Origin of the sequence: Pseudomonas sp. Irchel 3E13 (genome assembly GCF_900187455.1) — a bacterium.
Taxonomy (GTDB): domain Bacteria; phylum Pseudomonadota; class Gammaproteobacteria; order Pseudomonadales; family Pseudomonadaceae; genus Aquipseudomonas.
Genome location: NZ_FYDX01000005.1, coordinates 65,876 through 80,047, shown reverse-complemented (window position 1 = coordinate 80,047; position 14,172 = coordinate 65,876). Strand labels below are relative to the sequence as shown.

The window sequence follows — 14,172 nt, the reverse complement described above, 5'->3', positions numbered from 1 at the left end:
GCAGTTGAAAGCAAGGTGCGCGCCAGAGTGCTCGAAGCCCTGATTCATTGGGCGTGGCGGTCTGGCGTAAGGAAATGGCTGCACCGTGATGGTGAGCTGTGCACCAAGGCGCGGCATGGTGTGCGGGAGAAATCGCAGGCACAAAAAAAGCGACCCTAAGGTCGCTTTCTTTGTAACTTCCGGGTGTTCAGTGGGCCCTGGAAGTTGAATATGGCGCAGCGGACGGGACTCGAACCCGCGACCCCCGGCGTGACAGGCCGGTATTCTAACCGACTGAACTACCGCTGCGCTTAACACTGAGTGGTGGGTGATGACGGGATCGAACCGCCGACCCTCTGCTTGTAAGGCAGATGCTCTCCCGGCTGAGCTAATCACCCTTCGTCTCGGTGTGGCGCGCATTCTACGGAGCACCCCAAGGTCTGTAAAGCACTTTTTGAAAAAAATTTTTCAGGCGTTCCAACGACTTAGCGGGGTTGGCCTCAGCGGGTCCGTCGGAGAATAATGCCCCCCTTATATAGAGAGGAGTGATCCGCCCCATGTGGTTCAAAAACCTGCTGAGCTACCGCCTGACCCAGGACATCCCGTTCGATGCCGAAGCACTGGAAACTGCACTGGCCACCAAGCCCGCTCGCCCATGCGCCAGCCAGGAGTTGACCACCTACGGTTTTGTCGCCCCCTTCGGCAAAGGCGAAGACGCGCCGCTGGTGCATGTCAGTGGTGACTTCCTGCTGATCGCCGCGCGCAAGGAAGAGCGCATCCTGCCCGGCAGCGTCGTGCGCGATGCGGTCAAGGAGAAGGTCGAAGAGATCGAGGCCGAGCAAATGCGCAAGGTCTACAAGAAGGAACGCGACCAGATCAAGGACGAGATCATCCAGGCCTTCCTGCCGCGTGCCTTTATCCGCCGCGCCATGGTCTTCGCCGCCATCGCGCCGAAGCTGGGCCTGGTGCTGGTCAACTCGGCCAGCGCCAAGCGCGCCGAAGACCTGCTGTCGACCCTGCGTGAAGTGATCGGCTCGCTGCCGGTGCGTCCGGTGACCGTGAAGATCGCCCCGACCGCCACCATGACCGACTGGGTGAAAAGCCAGAAAGCCGCCCCGGACTTCTATGTCCTGGACGAATGCGAACTACGCGACACCCACGAAGACGGCGGCATCGTCCGCTGCAAGCGCCAGGACCTGACCAGCGACGAGATCCAGATGCACCTGGGCACCGGCAAGCAAGTCACGCAACTGTCCCTGGCCTGGCAAGACAAACTGTCGTTCGTCCTCGACGACAAGATGGTCATCAAGCGCCTGAAGTTCGAAGAACTGCTGCAGGATCAGGCCGAGGAAGACGGTGGCGAGGAGGCCCTGGGCCAGCTCGATGCCAGCTTCACCCTGATGATGCTGACCTTCACCGAGTTCCTGCCGGCGCTGTTCGAAGCGCTGGGCGGTGAAGATATTCCGCAAGGCATCTGATGAAGCGCGGGGCCGCAGTTGCGGCCCCGCCTACATCCTGTTTGCCCTTCGCACCAAGACTGTGCACTATACTGCGCACTGCGAGGACGGCCTCGCGACGCACCGCGTGACCATCCGGGGACGGCCCCATCACCTGATGGAGTAACGAGCATGTCCTGGATCATTCTGTTTTTCGCCGGCCTTTTCGAAGTCGGCTGGGCTGTCGGCCTGAAATACACCGACGGCTTCACCCGCCCCCTGCCCACCGCCCTTACCGTCGCCGCCATGGCTGTCAGCCTTGGCTTGCTCGGTCTTGCCATGAAGGAATTGCCGCTGGGCACCGCCTATGCAATCTGGACCGGTGTCGGCGCGGTGGGTACGGTCATCGCCGGGATCATCCTGTTCGGTGAATCCATGGCGCTGGTGCGACTGCTCAGCGTTGCGCTGATCGTCGCCGGCCTGATTGGATTGAAGGTCAGCGCAAGCTGACCTTCTTCGGTCACGCCGCTCAGCGAAACTCGCCGCGCAACGCCCCTACCCGTTCGCGCAACAACGCCGGCTCCGCCTGTTCTCCCGCAACAGCGGGGCCGGCCACCAGGGTCACCCGCGACCAGAATCGGCGGAAGAAGCCCTTGCCCGGATCGCGGCTGAAGAAACTCCCCCACAACCCCTGCAACGCCAACGGAATCACCGGTACCGGCGTGCGCTGCAGAATCAGCTTCATCCCGCCCTTGAACTCATCGATCTCACCGTCGCCGGTCAGCTTGCCTTCCGGGAAGATGCACACCAGCTCACCGTCCTCCAGGTACGCGGCAATCCGCTCGAAGGCTCGCTCGTAGGTGGCGAGGTCTTCACTGCGCCCGGCAATCGGGATGGCGCCGGCGGTGCGGAAGATGAAGTTCAGCACCGGCAGGTTGTAGATCTTGTAGTACATGACAAAGCGCATCGGCCTACGCACCGCACCGGCGATCAGCAACGCATCGACGAACGACACGTGGTTGCACACCAGCAGCGCCGCGCCTTCGTCCGGGATCTGCTCCAGGTCGCGGTGCTTGACCCGGTACATGGAATGGCTCAGCAGCCAGATCATGAAGCGCATGCTGAATTCGGGAACGATGCTGAAGATGTAGGCGTTCACCGCAATATTGAGCAGGGACACCACTAGGAACAGCTCGGGAATCTCCAGCCCGGCCACACCCAACAGAGCCATGGTGACAACGGCCGAGACCACCATGAACAGCGCGTTGAGGATGTTGTTCGCGGCGATGACCCGGGCCCGTTGGTCTTCTGGGGTGCGCGCCTGGATCAGCGCATACAGCGGCACGATATAGAAGCCGCCGAACACGCCGAGGCCGACAATCGACAGCAGGATCCACCAGGCCTTGGCCATGCCCAGCAGCGCCAGCCAGTCATACGGCGCGACGCCGGCCGGGATATCGCCGGAATGCCACCACCAAAGCAGGCCAAACAGGGTCAGGCCAAAGGAACCGAACGGCACCAGGCCGATTTCCACCTTGCGTCCGCTCAAGCGCTCGCAAAGTAGCGAGCCGAGGGCGATGCCCACCGAGAACAGGGTCAGGATCAGCGTGACCACGGTTTCATCGCCGTGCATCCACACCTGGGCATACGCCGGAATCTGCGTCAGGTAAATCGCCCCGACAAACCAGAACCACGAGTTACCGACGATCGAGCGCGACACCGCCGGGGTCTGCCGCAAGCCCATGCGCAGGGTCGCGCCGGTCTGGGCGACGATATTCCATTGCAGCTTGAGTTCCGGCGACGCCGCGGCAGCCCGGGGAATGGCGCGACTGGCGAGATAACCGAGCACCGCGGTGCCGACGATGCCACTGGCCACCACCGGGGCGTAGGTGCTGCTGGACATCATCACCCCGGCGGCGATGGTGCCGGCGAGAATCGCCAGGAACGTGCCCATCTCCACCAGGCCGTTGCCGCCGACCAGTTCTTCTTCACGCAGGGCCTGGGGCAGGATCGAGTACTTCACCGGGCCGAACAACGCCGAGTGCGTGCCCATGGCGAACAGTGCCAGGAGCATCAGCCACAACTGGTTATAAAGGAAGCCGACCGCGCCGATGCTCATGATCACCACCTCGGCCAGCTTGATCGCGCGGATCAGGGCGTCCTTGGTGTACTTCTCGCCGAATTGCCCGGCCAGCGCCGAGAACAGGAAGAACGGCAGGATGAACAGCAGTGCACAGAGGTTGACCAGCATCGAGCCATCGCCGCCGATGCTGAGCTTGTAGAGGATCGCCAGGATCAACGACTGCTTGTACAGGTTGTCGTTGAATGCCCCCAGCGACTGGGTAATGAAGAAGGGCAAGAAGCGGCGTTTCTTGAGCAAGGCGAACTGCGAGGTGTGGCTCATCGTCCATGTACCTGAGTGGGCTTTGTGATTTGAGGCGCCGAGCGCGAGAAAAGCCACACTTTGCCGGATTGGCCGTCTTTCAATCCAGTGCCGCTTGCCGCGATCGGTCAGCCCTTCTTGCGGCCACAATCGGCAATACACGGCGAAACGAACAACTCTCCCCGCCACGCCCCGCGCACGGTGCGCCAGGCCACCACCGACCACATCCCGATCAACGCCAGCACCAGCACGCCGCCGAGGGTCTGGAAGAATCCGAGCTTGAGCCACACCGCCAGTTTCAGCGTCGCCAGGGCGTACACCCCCAGCGGGAAGGTAAAGCCCCACCAGCCCAGGTTGAACGGCATGCCCTGATGCAGGTGACGCAGGGTGATCAGCACCGCGGTCAGCAACCACCAGAACCCACAGCCCCAGAGCACGATCCCGGCGATCAGGCCCAGGCCGCGGGCGATTTCGCCAAAGCCGGCCAAGCCGTTGGCGGCGAAGATCGCCGGGGCATCACCGCCGAGCAGCAGCATGCCGAGCGCGCCGGTGCCGATCGGGCCGAGCGCCAGCCAGCTCGAGGCGGCCATGTGCGCCGGTGGCAGTTTGTGCAGGGCCATGCGCAGGATAAGGATGGTCAGGATGCTGAACGCCACTGGCAACGACACCGCCCACAGCACATAGCTGGTGATCAGCACCTGGAACTGCCGCGCGGCGTCGTCCAGATGAACTGCCAGCAAGCCGCCGCTGGCCGCCGCCACTTCCGCCGCCACCACCGGCAGCAGCCAGACCGCCGTCATCTGGTCGATGCTGTGCTCCTGGCGCGTGAACATCAGAAACGGAATCGCCACGCCACACAGCAGCGCCAGCGCCACATCCAGCCACCACAGCGCTTCGACCCACGGCAGGATGCCGTCGCCAAACCGCGCGAGGCCAAACGCCAGGGCGCCGTTGAGCAAGGTCGCCAGCGCCATGGGAATGGTGCCGAAGAACATCGACACCGTGGAGTGGGCGAAGATGCGCCGCGCTTCATCGAAGAACAGCACCCAGCGCGCGCCATAAAGAACACAGAACAACACGAACAACCCCATGGCCAGCCACCACAGCGCTTCGGCGACGCCCGCCAGTGCCGGCATCGCCTGCGGCAAGGCCAGCGCCAGCACACCGGTGCCCATAACCACGGCGAACCAGTTCGGCGTGAACTGGCGAATCACCTCGCGGGGATGGGCCAACTGGTTGAAAGGGCGTAAGGGATGGGCAGTGGTCTGGCAAGTCATGGCGGTTATCTCCTGTCCTCTGATGAGGTAGGAATGAGCTTACAACTGACAGGAATATCCATATAACGGGTATTTTCTCTATCTGTTATCGATTTAACAGATAACAGAACCCCGCAATTGCGCCACAACCCGTCTGGATCGCCTCTTCCCTGCGACACCCCGCCACTGCGACCTTGGTCGGCGCTGACGAAGCGTTGGCGGCATGCCAGACTGATTGATCGAGGCTCGCCGTCTGCCATGCCGGCCAGCTCATTTTTTGTTCGGAGTTGTCATGTCGTTGTCCAGCGGGCTGATCGCGGTGGTCGCCCTGGCCTATATGGCCATCATGTTCGCTATCGCCTTCTACGGTGACCGTCGCAGCACCCCGCTGCCGCCGCGCCTGCGCGCGTGGGTCTACAGCCTGTCGCTGGCGGTGTACTGCACCAGCTGGACGTTCTTCGGCGCGGTCGGCCAGGCCGCCGAACAACTCTGGGCGTTCCTGCCGATCTACCTCGGGCCGGTGCTGCTGATGATCTTCGCGCCCTGGGTGCTGCAGAAGATGGTGGCGATCAGCAAACAGGAAAACATCACCTCCATCGCCGACTTCATCGCCGCCCGCTACGGCAAATCGCAGGCGCTCGCGGTGGTGGTCGCGCTGATCTGCCTGGTCGGCGTGCTGCCCTATATTGCCCTGCAACTGAAAGGCATCGTCCTCGGCGTCAACCTGCTGATCGGCGCCAACGCCGACGCCACCGGCAGCCGGGTGCAAGACACCGCGCTGGTGGTGTCGCTGGTGCTGGCGCTGTTCTCCATCGTCTTCGGCACCCGCAGTCTCGACGTTACCGAGCACCACCGCGGCATGGTCCTGGCCATCGCCTTCGAAGCCATCGTCAAGCTGCTGGCCTTCCTCGCCGTCGGCGCCTTCGTGGTGTTCAACCTGTATGACGGTTTCGACGACCTGTTCAGCCAGGCCAAGGCCTCGCCGGCGCTGGACGCCTACTGGCAAGAGACCATCAACTGGCCGTCGATGGTGGTGCAGACCGGGGTCGCGATGATGGCGATCATCTGCCTGCCCCGGCAGTTCCAGGTCACCGTAGTGGAGAACATCGAGCCGCAGGACATGCGCATGGCCCGCTGGGTGTTTCCGATGTACCTGGTTCTGGCCGCACTGTTCGTGGTGCCGATTGCCCTGGCCGGACAAATGCTGCTGCCGGGCACGGTTATTTCCGACTCCTTCGTCATCAGCCTGCCATTGGCCGAGGCCCATCCGAGCCTGGCCCTGCTGGCGTTTATCGGCGGTGCTTCGGCCGCTACCGGCATGGTCATCGTCGAGGCCGTGGCGCTGTCGACCATGGTGTCCAACGACATGCTGCTGCCTTGGCTGCTGCGCCGAAACAACGCCGAGCGTCCGTTCGAAGCGTTCCGCCACTGGATGCTCACGGTGCGCCGGGTGACCATCGTGGTCATCCTGCTGCTGGCGTATGTCAGCTACCGCTTGCTCGGTTCGACGGCGAGCCTGGCGACCATCGGCCAGATCGCCTTCGCCGCGGTCACCCAACTGACCCCGGCCATGCTCGGCGCGCTGTACTGGAAACAGGCCAACCGCCGCGGCGTATTCGCCGGTCTCGCCACCGGCACCTTCCTCTGGTTCTACACCCTGGTGCTACCGATCGCCGCCCATAGCCTGGGCTGGTCGCTGGAGCTATTCCCCGGCCTGGCGTGGCTGCACGGCAACCCGCTGGACCTGCCGATCACCCCGCTGACCCAAGGCGTGGTGCTGTCGCTGGCCGGTAACTTCACCGTGTTCGCCTGGGTCTCGGTGCTGTCGCGGACCCGGGTCACCGAGCACTGGCAGGCCGGGCGTTTCATCGGCCAGCAAAGCAGCGCGCGGCCGAGCAACCGGTCGCTGCTGGCGGTGCAGATCGATGACCTGCTGCACCTCGCCGCGCGCTTTGTCGGCGAGGAACGTGCACGGCAGAGCTTCATCCGCTTCGCCTACCGCCAGGGCAAAGGCTTCAACCCCAACCAGAATGCCGACGGCGAGTGGATCGAACACACCGAACGCCTGCTCGCCGGTGTACTGGGCACGTCCTCGACCCGCGCGGTGGTCAAGGCGGCCATCGAAGGCCGTGACATGCAGCTCGAAGACGTGGTGCGCATCGCCGACGAAGCCTCGGAAGTGCTGCAGTTCAACCGCGCTCTGCTGCAAGGCGCCATCGAGAACATCAGCCAGGGCATCAGCGTGGTCGACCAGTCGCTGCGCCTGGTGGCGTGGAACCGCCGCTATCTTGAGCTGTTCAACTACCCGGACGGGCTGATCAGCGTTGGCCGGCCGATTGCCGACATCATTCGCTACAACGCCGAACGCGGCCTGTGCGGCCCCGGCGAAGCGCAGGTCCACGTCGCCCGGCGCCTGCACTGGATGCGCCAGGGCCGCGCGCATACTTCCGAGCGGCTGTTCCCCAACGGCCGGGTCATCGAGCTGATCGGCAACCCGATGCCGGGCGGCGGTTTCGTCATGAGCTTTACCGACATCACCCCGTTCCGCGAAGCCGAACAAGCACTCAAGGACTCCAACGAAAGCCTCGAACAACGGGTCGCCGAGCGTACCCGCGAGCTGTCGCAACTGAACCTGGCGCTGACCGAAGCCAAGAGCCATGCCGAGGCGGCGAACAAGTCCAAGACCCGCTTCCTCGCTGCGGTCAGCCACGACCTGATGCAGCCGCTGAACGCCGCGCGACTGTTCTCGGCGGCACTGTCGCACCAGGCCGAGGGCCTGTCCGGCGAGGCCCAGCAACTGGTCCAGCACATGGACAGCTCGCTGCGTTCGGCGGAAGAACTGATCAGCGACCTGCTGGATATCTCGCGCCTGGAAAACGGCAAGATCACCCCGGATGCCAAGCCCTTCGCCCTCAGCGAGCTGTTCGACACCCTCGGTGCCGAGTTCAAGGTGCTGGCCCGCGAGCAGGGCCTGGACTTCCGCCTGCGCGGCAGCCGCCTGCGGGTGAACAGCGACATGAAGCTGCTGCGGCGCATCCTGCAGAACTTCCTGACCAACGCCTTCCGCTACGGCAAGAGCCCGATCCTGCTGGGCGTGCGCCGCCACAAGGACCACCTGTGGCTGGAGGTCTGGGACCGCGGGCCGGGCATCGCTGACGACAAGCTGCAAGTGATCTTCGAAGAATTCAAACGCCTGGACAGCCACCAGACCCGCGCCGAAAAAGGCCTCGGCCTGGGCCTGGCGATCGCCGACGGTCTGTGCAAGGTGCTCGGCCATCCGCTGGAGGTGCAGTCATGGACCGGCAAGGGCAGCGTGTTCCGGGTCAAGGTGCCGCTGGCCAGTGAACGGGCTATCGAGCCGGTGAAGACGCCGGAACAGGCGGGCCAACCGCTGGCGGGCCTGCAAGTGCTGTGCGTGGACAACGAAGACAGCATTCTGATCGGCATGAACAGCCTGCTCAGTCGCTGGGGCTGCCAGGTCTCCACCGCGCGCAACCGGGAGGAATGCGCCGCATTGCTGGACAAGGGCCTGCGCCCGCACCTGGCGCTGGTGGACTATCACCTGGACGACGGCGAGATAGGAACAGAACTGATGGCCTGGCTACGCACCCGCCTCGGCGAGCCGGTGCCCGGCGTGGTGATCAGCGCCGACGGCCACGGCGAAACCGTGGCCAAGGTGCATGCCGCGGGCCTCGACTACCTGAGCAAGCCGGTCAAGCCGGCAGCCTTGCGCGCCCTGCTCAATCGCCATCTGAGCCTGGTGCAGTAAGCAGATCGTTGGCCGGGTTGTCGCCGGCCTGCATGGCTCGCTCCAGCAGATCGGTCGGCAGGCTCTTGCTGGCCCGGGCGCCGAGCAGCTTGAGCTGCTCGCTGCGGCTGATCAGGTTGCCGCGCCCCTCGCAGAGCTTGTTGCGCGCCGCCGCGTAAGCCTTGTCCACCTGTTGCAGGCGATTGCCAAGCTCGTCCAGGTCCTGGATAAACAGCACGAACTTGTCATACAGCCAGCCGGCGCGCTCGGCGATTTCCTTGGCGTTCTGGCTCTGCCGCTCCTGTTTCCACAGGCTGTCGATAACCCGCAAAGTGGCCAGCAGCGTGGTCGGGCTGACGACCACGATCTGCCGGTCGAAGGCTTCCTGAAACAGCGTCGGCTCGGCCTGCAACGCCGCCGAAAATGCCGCTTCGATCGGCACGAACAGCAGAACGAAATCCAGGCTGCGCAAACCTTCAAGGCGGCTGTAATCCTTGCTGGACAAGCCTTTGATGTGGCTGCGCAACGAGTGCACGTGCTGCTTCAATGCGGCTTGGGCGACATCGTCTTCGGTGGCGGCGACGAACTGCTGATAGGCGGTCAGGCTGACCTTGGAGTCCACCACGACCTGCTTGTCGTCCGGCAGGAAAATCAGCACGTCCGGCTGGAAACGCTCGCCATCGGCGCTTTTCAGGCTGACCTGGGTCTGGTACTCGCGGCCCTTCTCCAGGCCGGCATGTTCCAGCACCCGCTCCAGGATCAGTTCGCCCCAGTTGCCTTGGGTTTTCTGCCCCTTGAGGGCCTGGGTCAGGTTGGTTGCCTCGTCGCTCAGGCGCAGGTTGAGTTGTTGCAGCCGCTCCAGCTCCTTGCCCAGCGAGAAACGCTCGCGCGCTTCCTGCTGGTAGCTTTCTTCCACCCGTTTTTCGAAGGCCTGGATGCGCTCCTTGAGCGGATCGAGCAACTGCCCGAGGTGCTGCTGGCTGGTCTGGGCGAAACGCTGTTCGCGCTCGTCGAAGATGCGCGTGGCCATTTCCGCGAACTGCGCACGCAACTCATCCCGCGAGCCTTGCAGGTCATTCAGGCGTTGCTGGTGGCTGTCCTGCTGCTCGCGCAGCTCGGCGTCAAGGGCGGCGCAGCGGGCATCGAGGTGGCGCAGCTCGGCTTCGCGGGCGCTGCGTTCAAGGTTCCAGGCGTGGGCGGCATCGCGCGCGTTGTCGCGGTCGATCTGCAGCAGGTCCAGTTCGCGGGCCTGGGCGGCGAGATTGGCCTGTTTGACCGCGTTGGCCTGGCTGAGGTCGCTGATCTCGTCACGGCTGGCGTCCAATTGCGCCTGCAAGCCTTCCTGGGCCAGTAGCGCGCTATTCAGGCGCTCCTCGTGCAGAATCGCCAGGGCCTGGCGCTCCGTCTGCTGGCGCTGCCAACGCAACAGGAGCAGGCCCGACGGCACCAGGGTCAGCACCACACCCAGCATCACACTGGCCAGATCGATTGCAGCCATCGACAACATGCTCACCCCCGGAAAAAAGTCCCGCAGAGCTTAACAGCACCCGAGCGCGGTGCAGCACTCAGCCGCGCGGCAGTTGTCCCAGCAGGCGGCTGGCTTCTGCCGAGCCCTTGGCCGCGGCCTGCTCAAGCCAGTGACGGGCCTGTTCCGGCTCGTTGACTTCGGGCTGGCTGCAGAGCCGGCCGTATTCCAGTTGCGCCCGCCGGTCACCGGCCCGGGCCGCCTGGCGCAGCAGTTCGTGACCGATACGCCGGTCGCGGGCATTGCCGCAATCGCGGCAGAGCATCTGGCCCAAACGGCTTTGCGCCACCACCACGCCTTCGCGGGCCGGCTGCTTGAGCAGGCGACCGGCAAAATGCTTGACCTGGGGTTTGTCACCCAGCCGCGGGCTGTCCAGCAGCCACAGGGCAACCTTCAGCGAGAAACGCCGAGGCTCGGGAACGGACGATGACGAAGGATTGGAGTCTGAGGATTTACCGCGAAACTTCATAAAAACAGGCAAGGCATTTCTTGGGGCGCGCACTCTACCCGATTTTTCCGACGATCGCCCGGCTCATTTCTGAAGTTTTTTTCGATTCCGCTGAAGTTTTTTCTTGACCTTTCTTAGGTGATTTTTTAGCCAGTACTACGCCCAAGGAAAATTGTCTGACAGCTTCCGACAAGCTAGCACGCCCGTCCTAGAGCAACCGCTCGGGACAATCCACAGAAGCTGTGGATAACTCGGTGGACAACCGCCCCTGACACCCCGCAAACCCCGGTGGAATGGGGCTCCCAGTCAAACTGTCGATTTTTTCACCAGCTCAAAAAAGTGTTTTTTTTCATTGACTTGTCCGTTCGAGCAAGTCAATGGCAGGCGTATCTCAGGCTGTTACAGCGTTGTGACACAGGTCGCTCCAAGTGTGTACAAGCGCCCCAAAGCGAGGCGACACACTGCACCATCACAGCGATTCGCGACAAGAAGCGGGGCTTCACAGCGACCAGCAAAGTGGACATAATGCTCGGCTCGCCGGACGAAAGATAAAAAAGCTTGCCAATCCCAGGCGAGCCCGATACTCTTGCCGCCGTTAGTACCAAGCTGAAACTCATTCTGGCAAAAGCGGTCCTTGCAGCATCGCCCACTCTTCAGGGCCATCCTGCTGAAACAGGACCCGCCACTCGAAAGCTCCCCAGGCAAATCCATACCCGCCCTGCCGAGCCAAAAAGCAGATTGAACAGGATCCTCACCCAGAGGCGCAGAACCCTGCCCTGGTGTGTTGCCCGTCTTCTGAAGTACCTACCAGTCAGCCCAGGCGCCACTTATTAATTGCGCTCATCACTGGCTGCCCTGTTCCAGTCAGGTTCTCCGCATCGCCTCATTAAAGGCCAGCGTTACTGGAACGTTTGAAATATATACGGCTCAAACTTGCCGTATCTCATGCAGGAACTTCCAATAATGATGAATCAAAACACCCGTACTCAGGCTGCCATTCGCACCCTATCCCAGGCTTTTGCGCCACTGAACTGCATCATTCTCGCCTCGCGCAAGAACAGCTTCAGCTTCACCCTGGTCGACGAAAACGGTATCGCTCAACACAGCGAGCGCCTGTACCCCGACCAATACACCGGTGCCGAACCGCTGCAAGCGGTCATCGACCGGACCCGTCAGGCGCTCGTCGCCTGATGGACACACGCCCAAGCCCCTCATTCGAGGGGCTTTTGCTATCCGCATAGCCGTTCCGGCACCCTCGAAACACCCCTGTTTTTTAAGTACCTAACGGCATATGACCTATAACGAAAAGCCGGAAATGATTTAAAAACAGCCCTTTACAGCGCAAATATGACACTACACTTCAACTCAAGCGGCCCTGTCCGCTTCCGGCGGGCCTGACCCCCGACCACCTGCTGCCAAGCACCAGCGTCCCGCCGGCCACTTTCGAGTTCGAGGGCATTATGGGTATCGCCGCGAGCGAGTTGAGCCAATACGTGATCCGTCCGACCTTGATCTACCTGGACCGTCACTGCCCCAGCGCCGAAGCCCTGCTACTGGGCGTAGCGGCCAGCCAGTCAGCCCTCGGCGCCGCCCTCCACGACCGTCGCGGCCATGGCCTCTACCGCATCGCCGAACTGCGTCACCAATCCATCTGGGATCACTTTCTCGCCCGCGATCCGGAACTGGCCAGCCTCGTGCGTGGTCTGGCTAGTCAACATGCCTTTCTCAATGGCCCGCACCTGGAACTGACAGTCAACCTTCGTTACGCGACCGCCATTGCCTGGATGCTGATCGAAGAACAGGCGCCCCGCTTGCCCGATGCCGATGATCTGCTCGGCATGGCGAAAATATGGCGCCAGATATTTCAGCCACAGGGCCGGCTGCGCGACTTCACCCGGGCCTGGCAGGCGTGCATCACGCCATTGGAACGTCAGGCATGTTAGGAAAATAACGACATCAGCAAACGGAAAGAATTGCCAACTATGGTCGGATTGTCCTACAAAACCGCTCTATCTCCGGCGATACAGCCTATAGCGCATGTAGGAAAATGTTGGTAATTTGCGCCCCGGTGATCCCCTGGAGTTTCTAATAATGAAAAAAGTCACACTCATCAAAACCACCCTCAGTCTTGCCGTTGCCCTGGCCTCTTCCAACCTGTTCGCCAGCGGTTTCGCGCTCAACGAACAGAGCATCAGCGGCATGGGCACCGGTTTCGCGGGCCGTTCTTCTTCTGCCGATGACGCCAGCACCGTGTTTGGCAACCCTGCCGGCATGTCGCGCCTGAAACGTGAACAAGTCACCGTTGGCGGCGCCGCCGTCATTGCCAAGACAGATATCAAGCACGCAAGCGGCACCTTCGGCGGCAGCAATGACGGCGACATGGTTCCCGTGGTTGGCGTCCCGATGGGCTACTACGTCAAGCCGATCGACGACCACTGGAGCTTCGGCTTCGGTATGTACGTACCGTTCGGCCTGCTGACCGACTATGAAAACGGCTTTGCCGGCCGTTACTTCGGGAGCAAGTCCGAAGTGCAAGTCGTCACCCTGCAGCCAACCATCAGCTACGCCTTCAACGACAAGGTCTCGATCGGCTTCGGTCCGACCATCAACCGTATCGAAGGCGCCCTGGAATCTGCTGCGCTGAACCGCGCAACCCTGGGCCGCAACGACGGCAAGGTGAAGATTTCCGGTGACGACACCGCTATCGGCTACAACATCGGCATCCTGGTGCAGGCCACCGACAGCACCCGCGTCGGCCTGACCTACCACTCGATGGTCGACTACAAGCTCGAAGGCGACACCAAGATCCAGGGTTCCGGCTTCGGCCCGCTGAGCGGCTCCAAGTACGACGCCTCGCTGAAGATCAAGACCCCTGAGTCGGTGGACTTCTCGGTTACCCACGAACTGGACGACCAGTGGACGATCTACGCGGGCAGCACCTGGACCCGCTGGAGCCGCCTGGAAGCCATCACCGTCAACAACGAAGGCGTGCCGGCGGCCCTGGCGCCAACCCTCGGCCAGATCAGCGAAGAGCAGAACTGGCATGACACCTGGGCACACGCCATCGGTGCTTCCTACAAGCTGAACAAGGAATGGGTACTGCGCACCGGCTTCACCGTCGACCAGTCGCCGACCAACAACGTCAACCGCTCGCCGCGCATTCCGACTGGCGATCGCAAGATCTTCAGCCTCGGCGCCGGCTGGAGCCCGAATGACGACATGACCATCGACGTCGCCTACTCCTACCTGTGGGAAGAAGACGCGAAGATCAACCAGACCACGTCGCCGACCGACCCTGCGCACTTCAAGGGTTCGTACCGCGCCACCTACGAAAACAGTGCACACGGCGTGGGCGCGTCCCTGACCTACCGCTTCTGATTTCGCTTCTGGCTGTATG

The 14,172-nt window shown here is 62.6% G+C and carries 10 protein-coding genes and 2 tRNA genes; 6 read left to right on the top strand and 6 right to left on the bottom strand.

Annotation, left to right across the window (positions count from 1 at the left end):
* Nucleotides 1–211: 211 nt before the first annotated feature.
* A tRNA-Asp gene (locus CKW37_RS09455) sits at nt 212–288 on the bottom strand.
* A 13-nt stretch (nt 289–301) separates the two neighbouring features.
* Nucleotides 302–377, bottom strand: a tRNA-Val gene (locus CKW37_RS09450).
* A gap of 159 nt (nt 378–536) precedes the next feature.
* On the opposite strand from CKW37_RS09450, the gene rdgC reads away from it, so the two are divergent.
* Nucleotides 537–1,457 (top strand): recombination-associated protein RdgC, encoded by a 921-nt coding sequence (gene rdgC, locus CKW37_RS09445; protein WP_095155436.1) that lies wholly within the window; start codon nt 537–539, stop codon nt 1,455–1,457.
* A 150-nt stretch (nt 1,458–1,607) separates the two neighbouring features.
* Complete coding sequence (gene sugE / locus CKW37_RS09440) at nt 1,608–1,925, top strand: quaternary ammonium compound efflux SMR transporter SugE (protein ID WP_095155435.1); 318 nt, start codon at nt 1,608–1,610, stop codon at nt 1,923–1,925.
* Nucleotides 1,926–1,944: 19 nt separating this feature from the next.
* On the opposite strand, the gene CKW37_RS09435 is transcribed toward sugE, so the two are convergent.
* Both CKW37_RS09435 and CKW37_RS09430 read right to left on the bottom strand, forming a co-directional pair.
* A complete protein-coding gene (locus CKW37_RS09435; RefSeq protein WP_095155434.1) occupies nt 1,945–3,819 on the bottom strand; it encodes an MFS transporter in 1,875 nt (624 codons plus the stop codon).
* 107 nt (nt 3,820–3,926) lie between these two features.
* The gene (locus CKW37_RS09430) at nt 3,927–5,075 is read right to left on the bottom strand and encodes a TDT family transporter (protein WP_095155433.1); all 1,149 of its coding nucleotides are present in this window, start codon (nt 5,073–5,075) and stop codon (nt 3,927–3,929) included.
* Between the two features lie 271 nt (nt 5,076–5,346).
* Between CKW37_RS09430 and CKW37_RS09425 the strand changes: the two genes are divergently transcribed.
* Complete coding sequence (locus tag CKW37_RS09425) at nt 5,347–8,823, top strand: hybrid sensor histidine kinase/response regulator (RefSeq protein WP_095155432.1); 3,477 nt, start codon at nt 5,347–5,349, stop codon at nt 8,821–8,823.
* On the opposite strand, the gene rmuC is transcribed toward CKW37_RS09425, so the two are convergent.
* Nucleotides 8,795–10,309: a DNA recombination protein RmuC gene (rmuC, locus tag CKW37_RS09420; protein WP_095155431.1), complete on the bottom strand. Its 1,515-nt coding sequence runs from the start codon at nt 10,307–10,309 to the stop codon at nt 8,795–8,797. The genes CKW37_RS09425 and rmuC overlap by 29 nt on opposite strands.
* A gap of 58 nt (nt 10,310–10,367) precedes the next feature.
* On the bottom strand, nt 10,368–10,796 hold the full coding sequence (locus CKW37_RS09415; RefSeq protein ID WP_095155430.1) for a tetratricopeptide repeat protein: 429 nt from the start codon (nt 10,794–10,796) through the stop codon (nt 10,368–10,370).
* 945 nt (nt 10,797–11,741) lie between these two features.
* Here CKW37_RS09415 and CKW37_RS09410 point away from each other — a divergent pair.
* From CKW37_RS09410 to CKW37_RS09400, 3 genes are all read left to right on the top strand, one after another.
* A complete protein-coding gene (locus CKW37_RS09410; protein ID WP_095155718.1) occupies nt 11,742–11,966 on the top strand; it encodes a hypothetical protein in 225 nt (74 codons plus the stop codon).
* A gap of 269 nt (nt 11,967–12,235) precedes the next feature.
* Nucleotides 12,236–12,718: a hypothetical protein gene (locus tag CKW37_RS09405; RefSeq protein WP_095155429.1), complete on the top strand. Its 483-nt coding sequence runs from the start codon at nt 12,236–12,238 to the stop codon at nt 12,716–12,718.
* Nucleotides 12,719–12,866: 148 nt separating this feature from the next.
* Nucleotides 12,867–14,153: an OmpP1/FadL family transporter gene (locus CKW37_RS09400; protein ID WP_095155428.1), complete on the top strand. Its 1,287-nt coding sequence runs from the start codon at nt 12,867–12,869 to the stop codon at nt 14,151–14,153.
* Nucleotides 14,154–14,172: the final 19 nt, after the last annotated feature.

Bases quoted from the DNA above. Each gene is read 5' to 3' on its own strand.
- rdgC (WP_095155436.1), top strand. From the start codon at position 537: ATGTGGTTCAAAAACCTGCTGAGCTACCGCCTGACCCAGGACATCCCG.
- sugE (WP_095155435.1), top strand. From the start codon at position 1,608: ATGTCCTGGATCATTCTGTTTTTCGCCGGCCTTTTCGAAGTCGGCTGG.
- CKW37_RS09435 (WP_095155434.1), bottom strand. From the start codon at position 3,819: ATGAGCCACACCTCGCAGTTCGCCTTGCTCAAGAAACGCCGCTTCTTG.
- CKW37_RS09430 (WP_095155433.1), bottom strand. From the start codon at position 5,075: ATGACTTGCCAGACCACTGCCCATCCCTTACGCCCTTTCAACCAGTTG.
- CKW37_RS09425 (WP_095155432.1), top strand. From the start codon at position 5,347: ATGTCGTTGTCCAGCGGGCTGATCGCGGTGGTCGCCCTGGCCTATATG.
- rmuC (WP_095155431.1), bottom strand. From the start codon at position 10,309: ATGTTGTCGATGGCTGCAATCGATCTGGCCAGTGTGATGCTGGGTGTG.
- CKW37_RS09415 (WP_095155430.1), bottom strand. From the start codon at position 10,796: ATGAAGTTTCGCGGTAAATCCTCAGACTCCAATCCTTCGTCATCGTCC.
- CKW37_RS09410 (WP_095155718.1), top strand. From the start codon at position 11,742: ATGAATCAAAACACCCGTACTCAGGCTGCCATTCGCACCCTATCCCAG.
- CKW37_RS09405 (WP_095155429.1), top strand. From the start codon at position 12,236: ATGGGTATCGCCGCGAGCGAGTTGAGCCAATACGTGATCCGTCCGACC.
- CKW37_RS09400 (WP_095155428.1), top strand. From the start codon at position 12,867: ATGAAAAAAGTCACACTCATCAAAACCACCCTCAGTCTTGCCGTTGCC.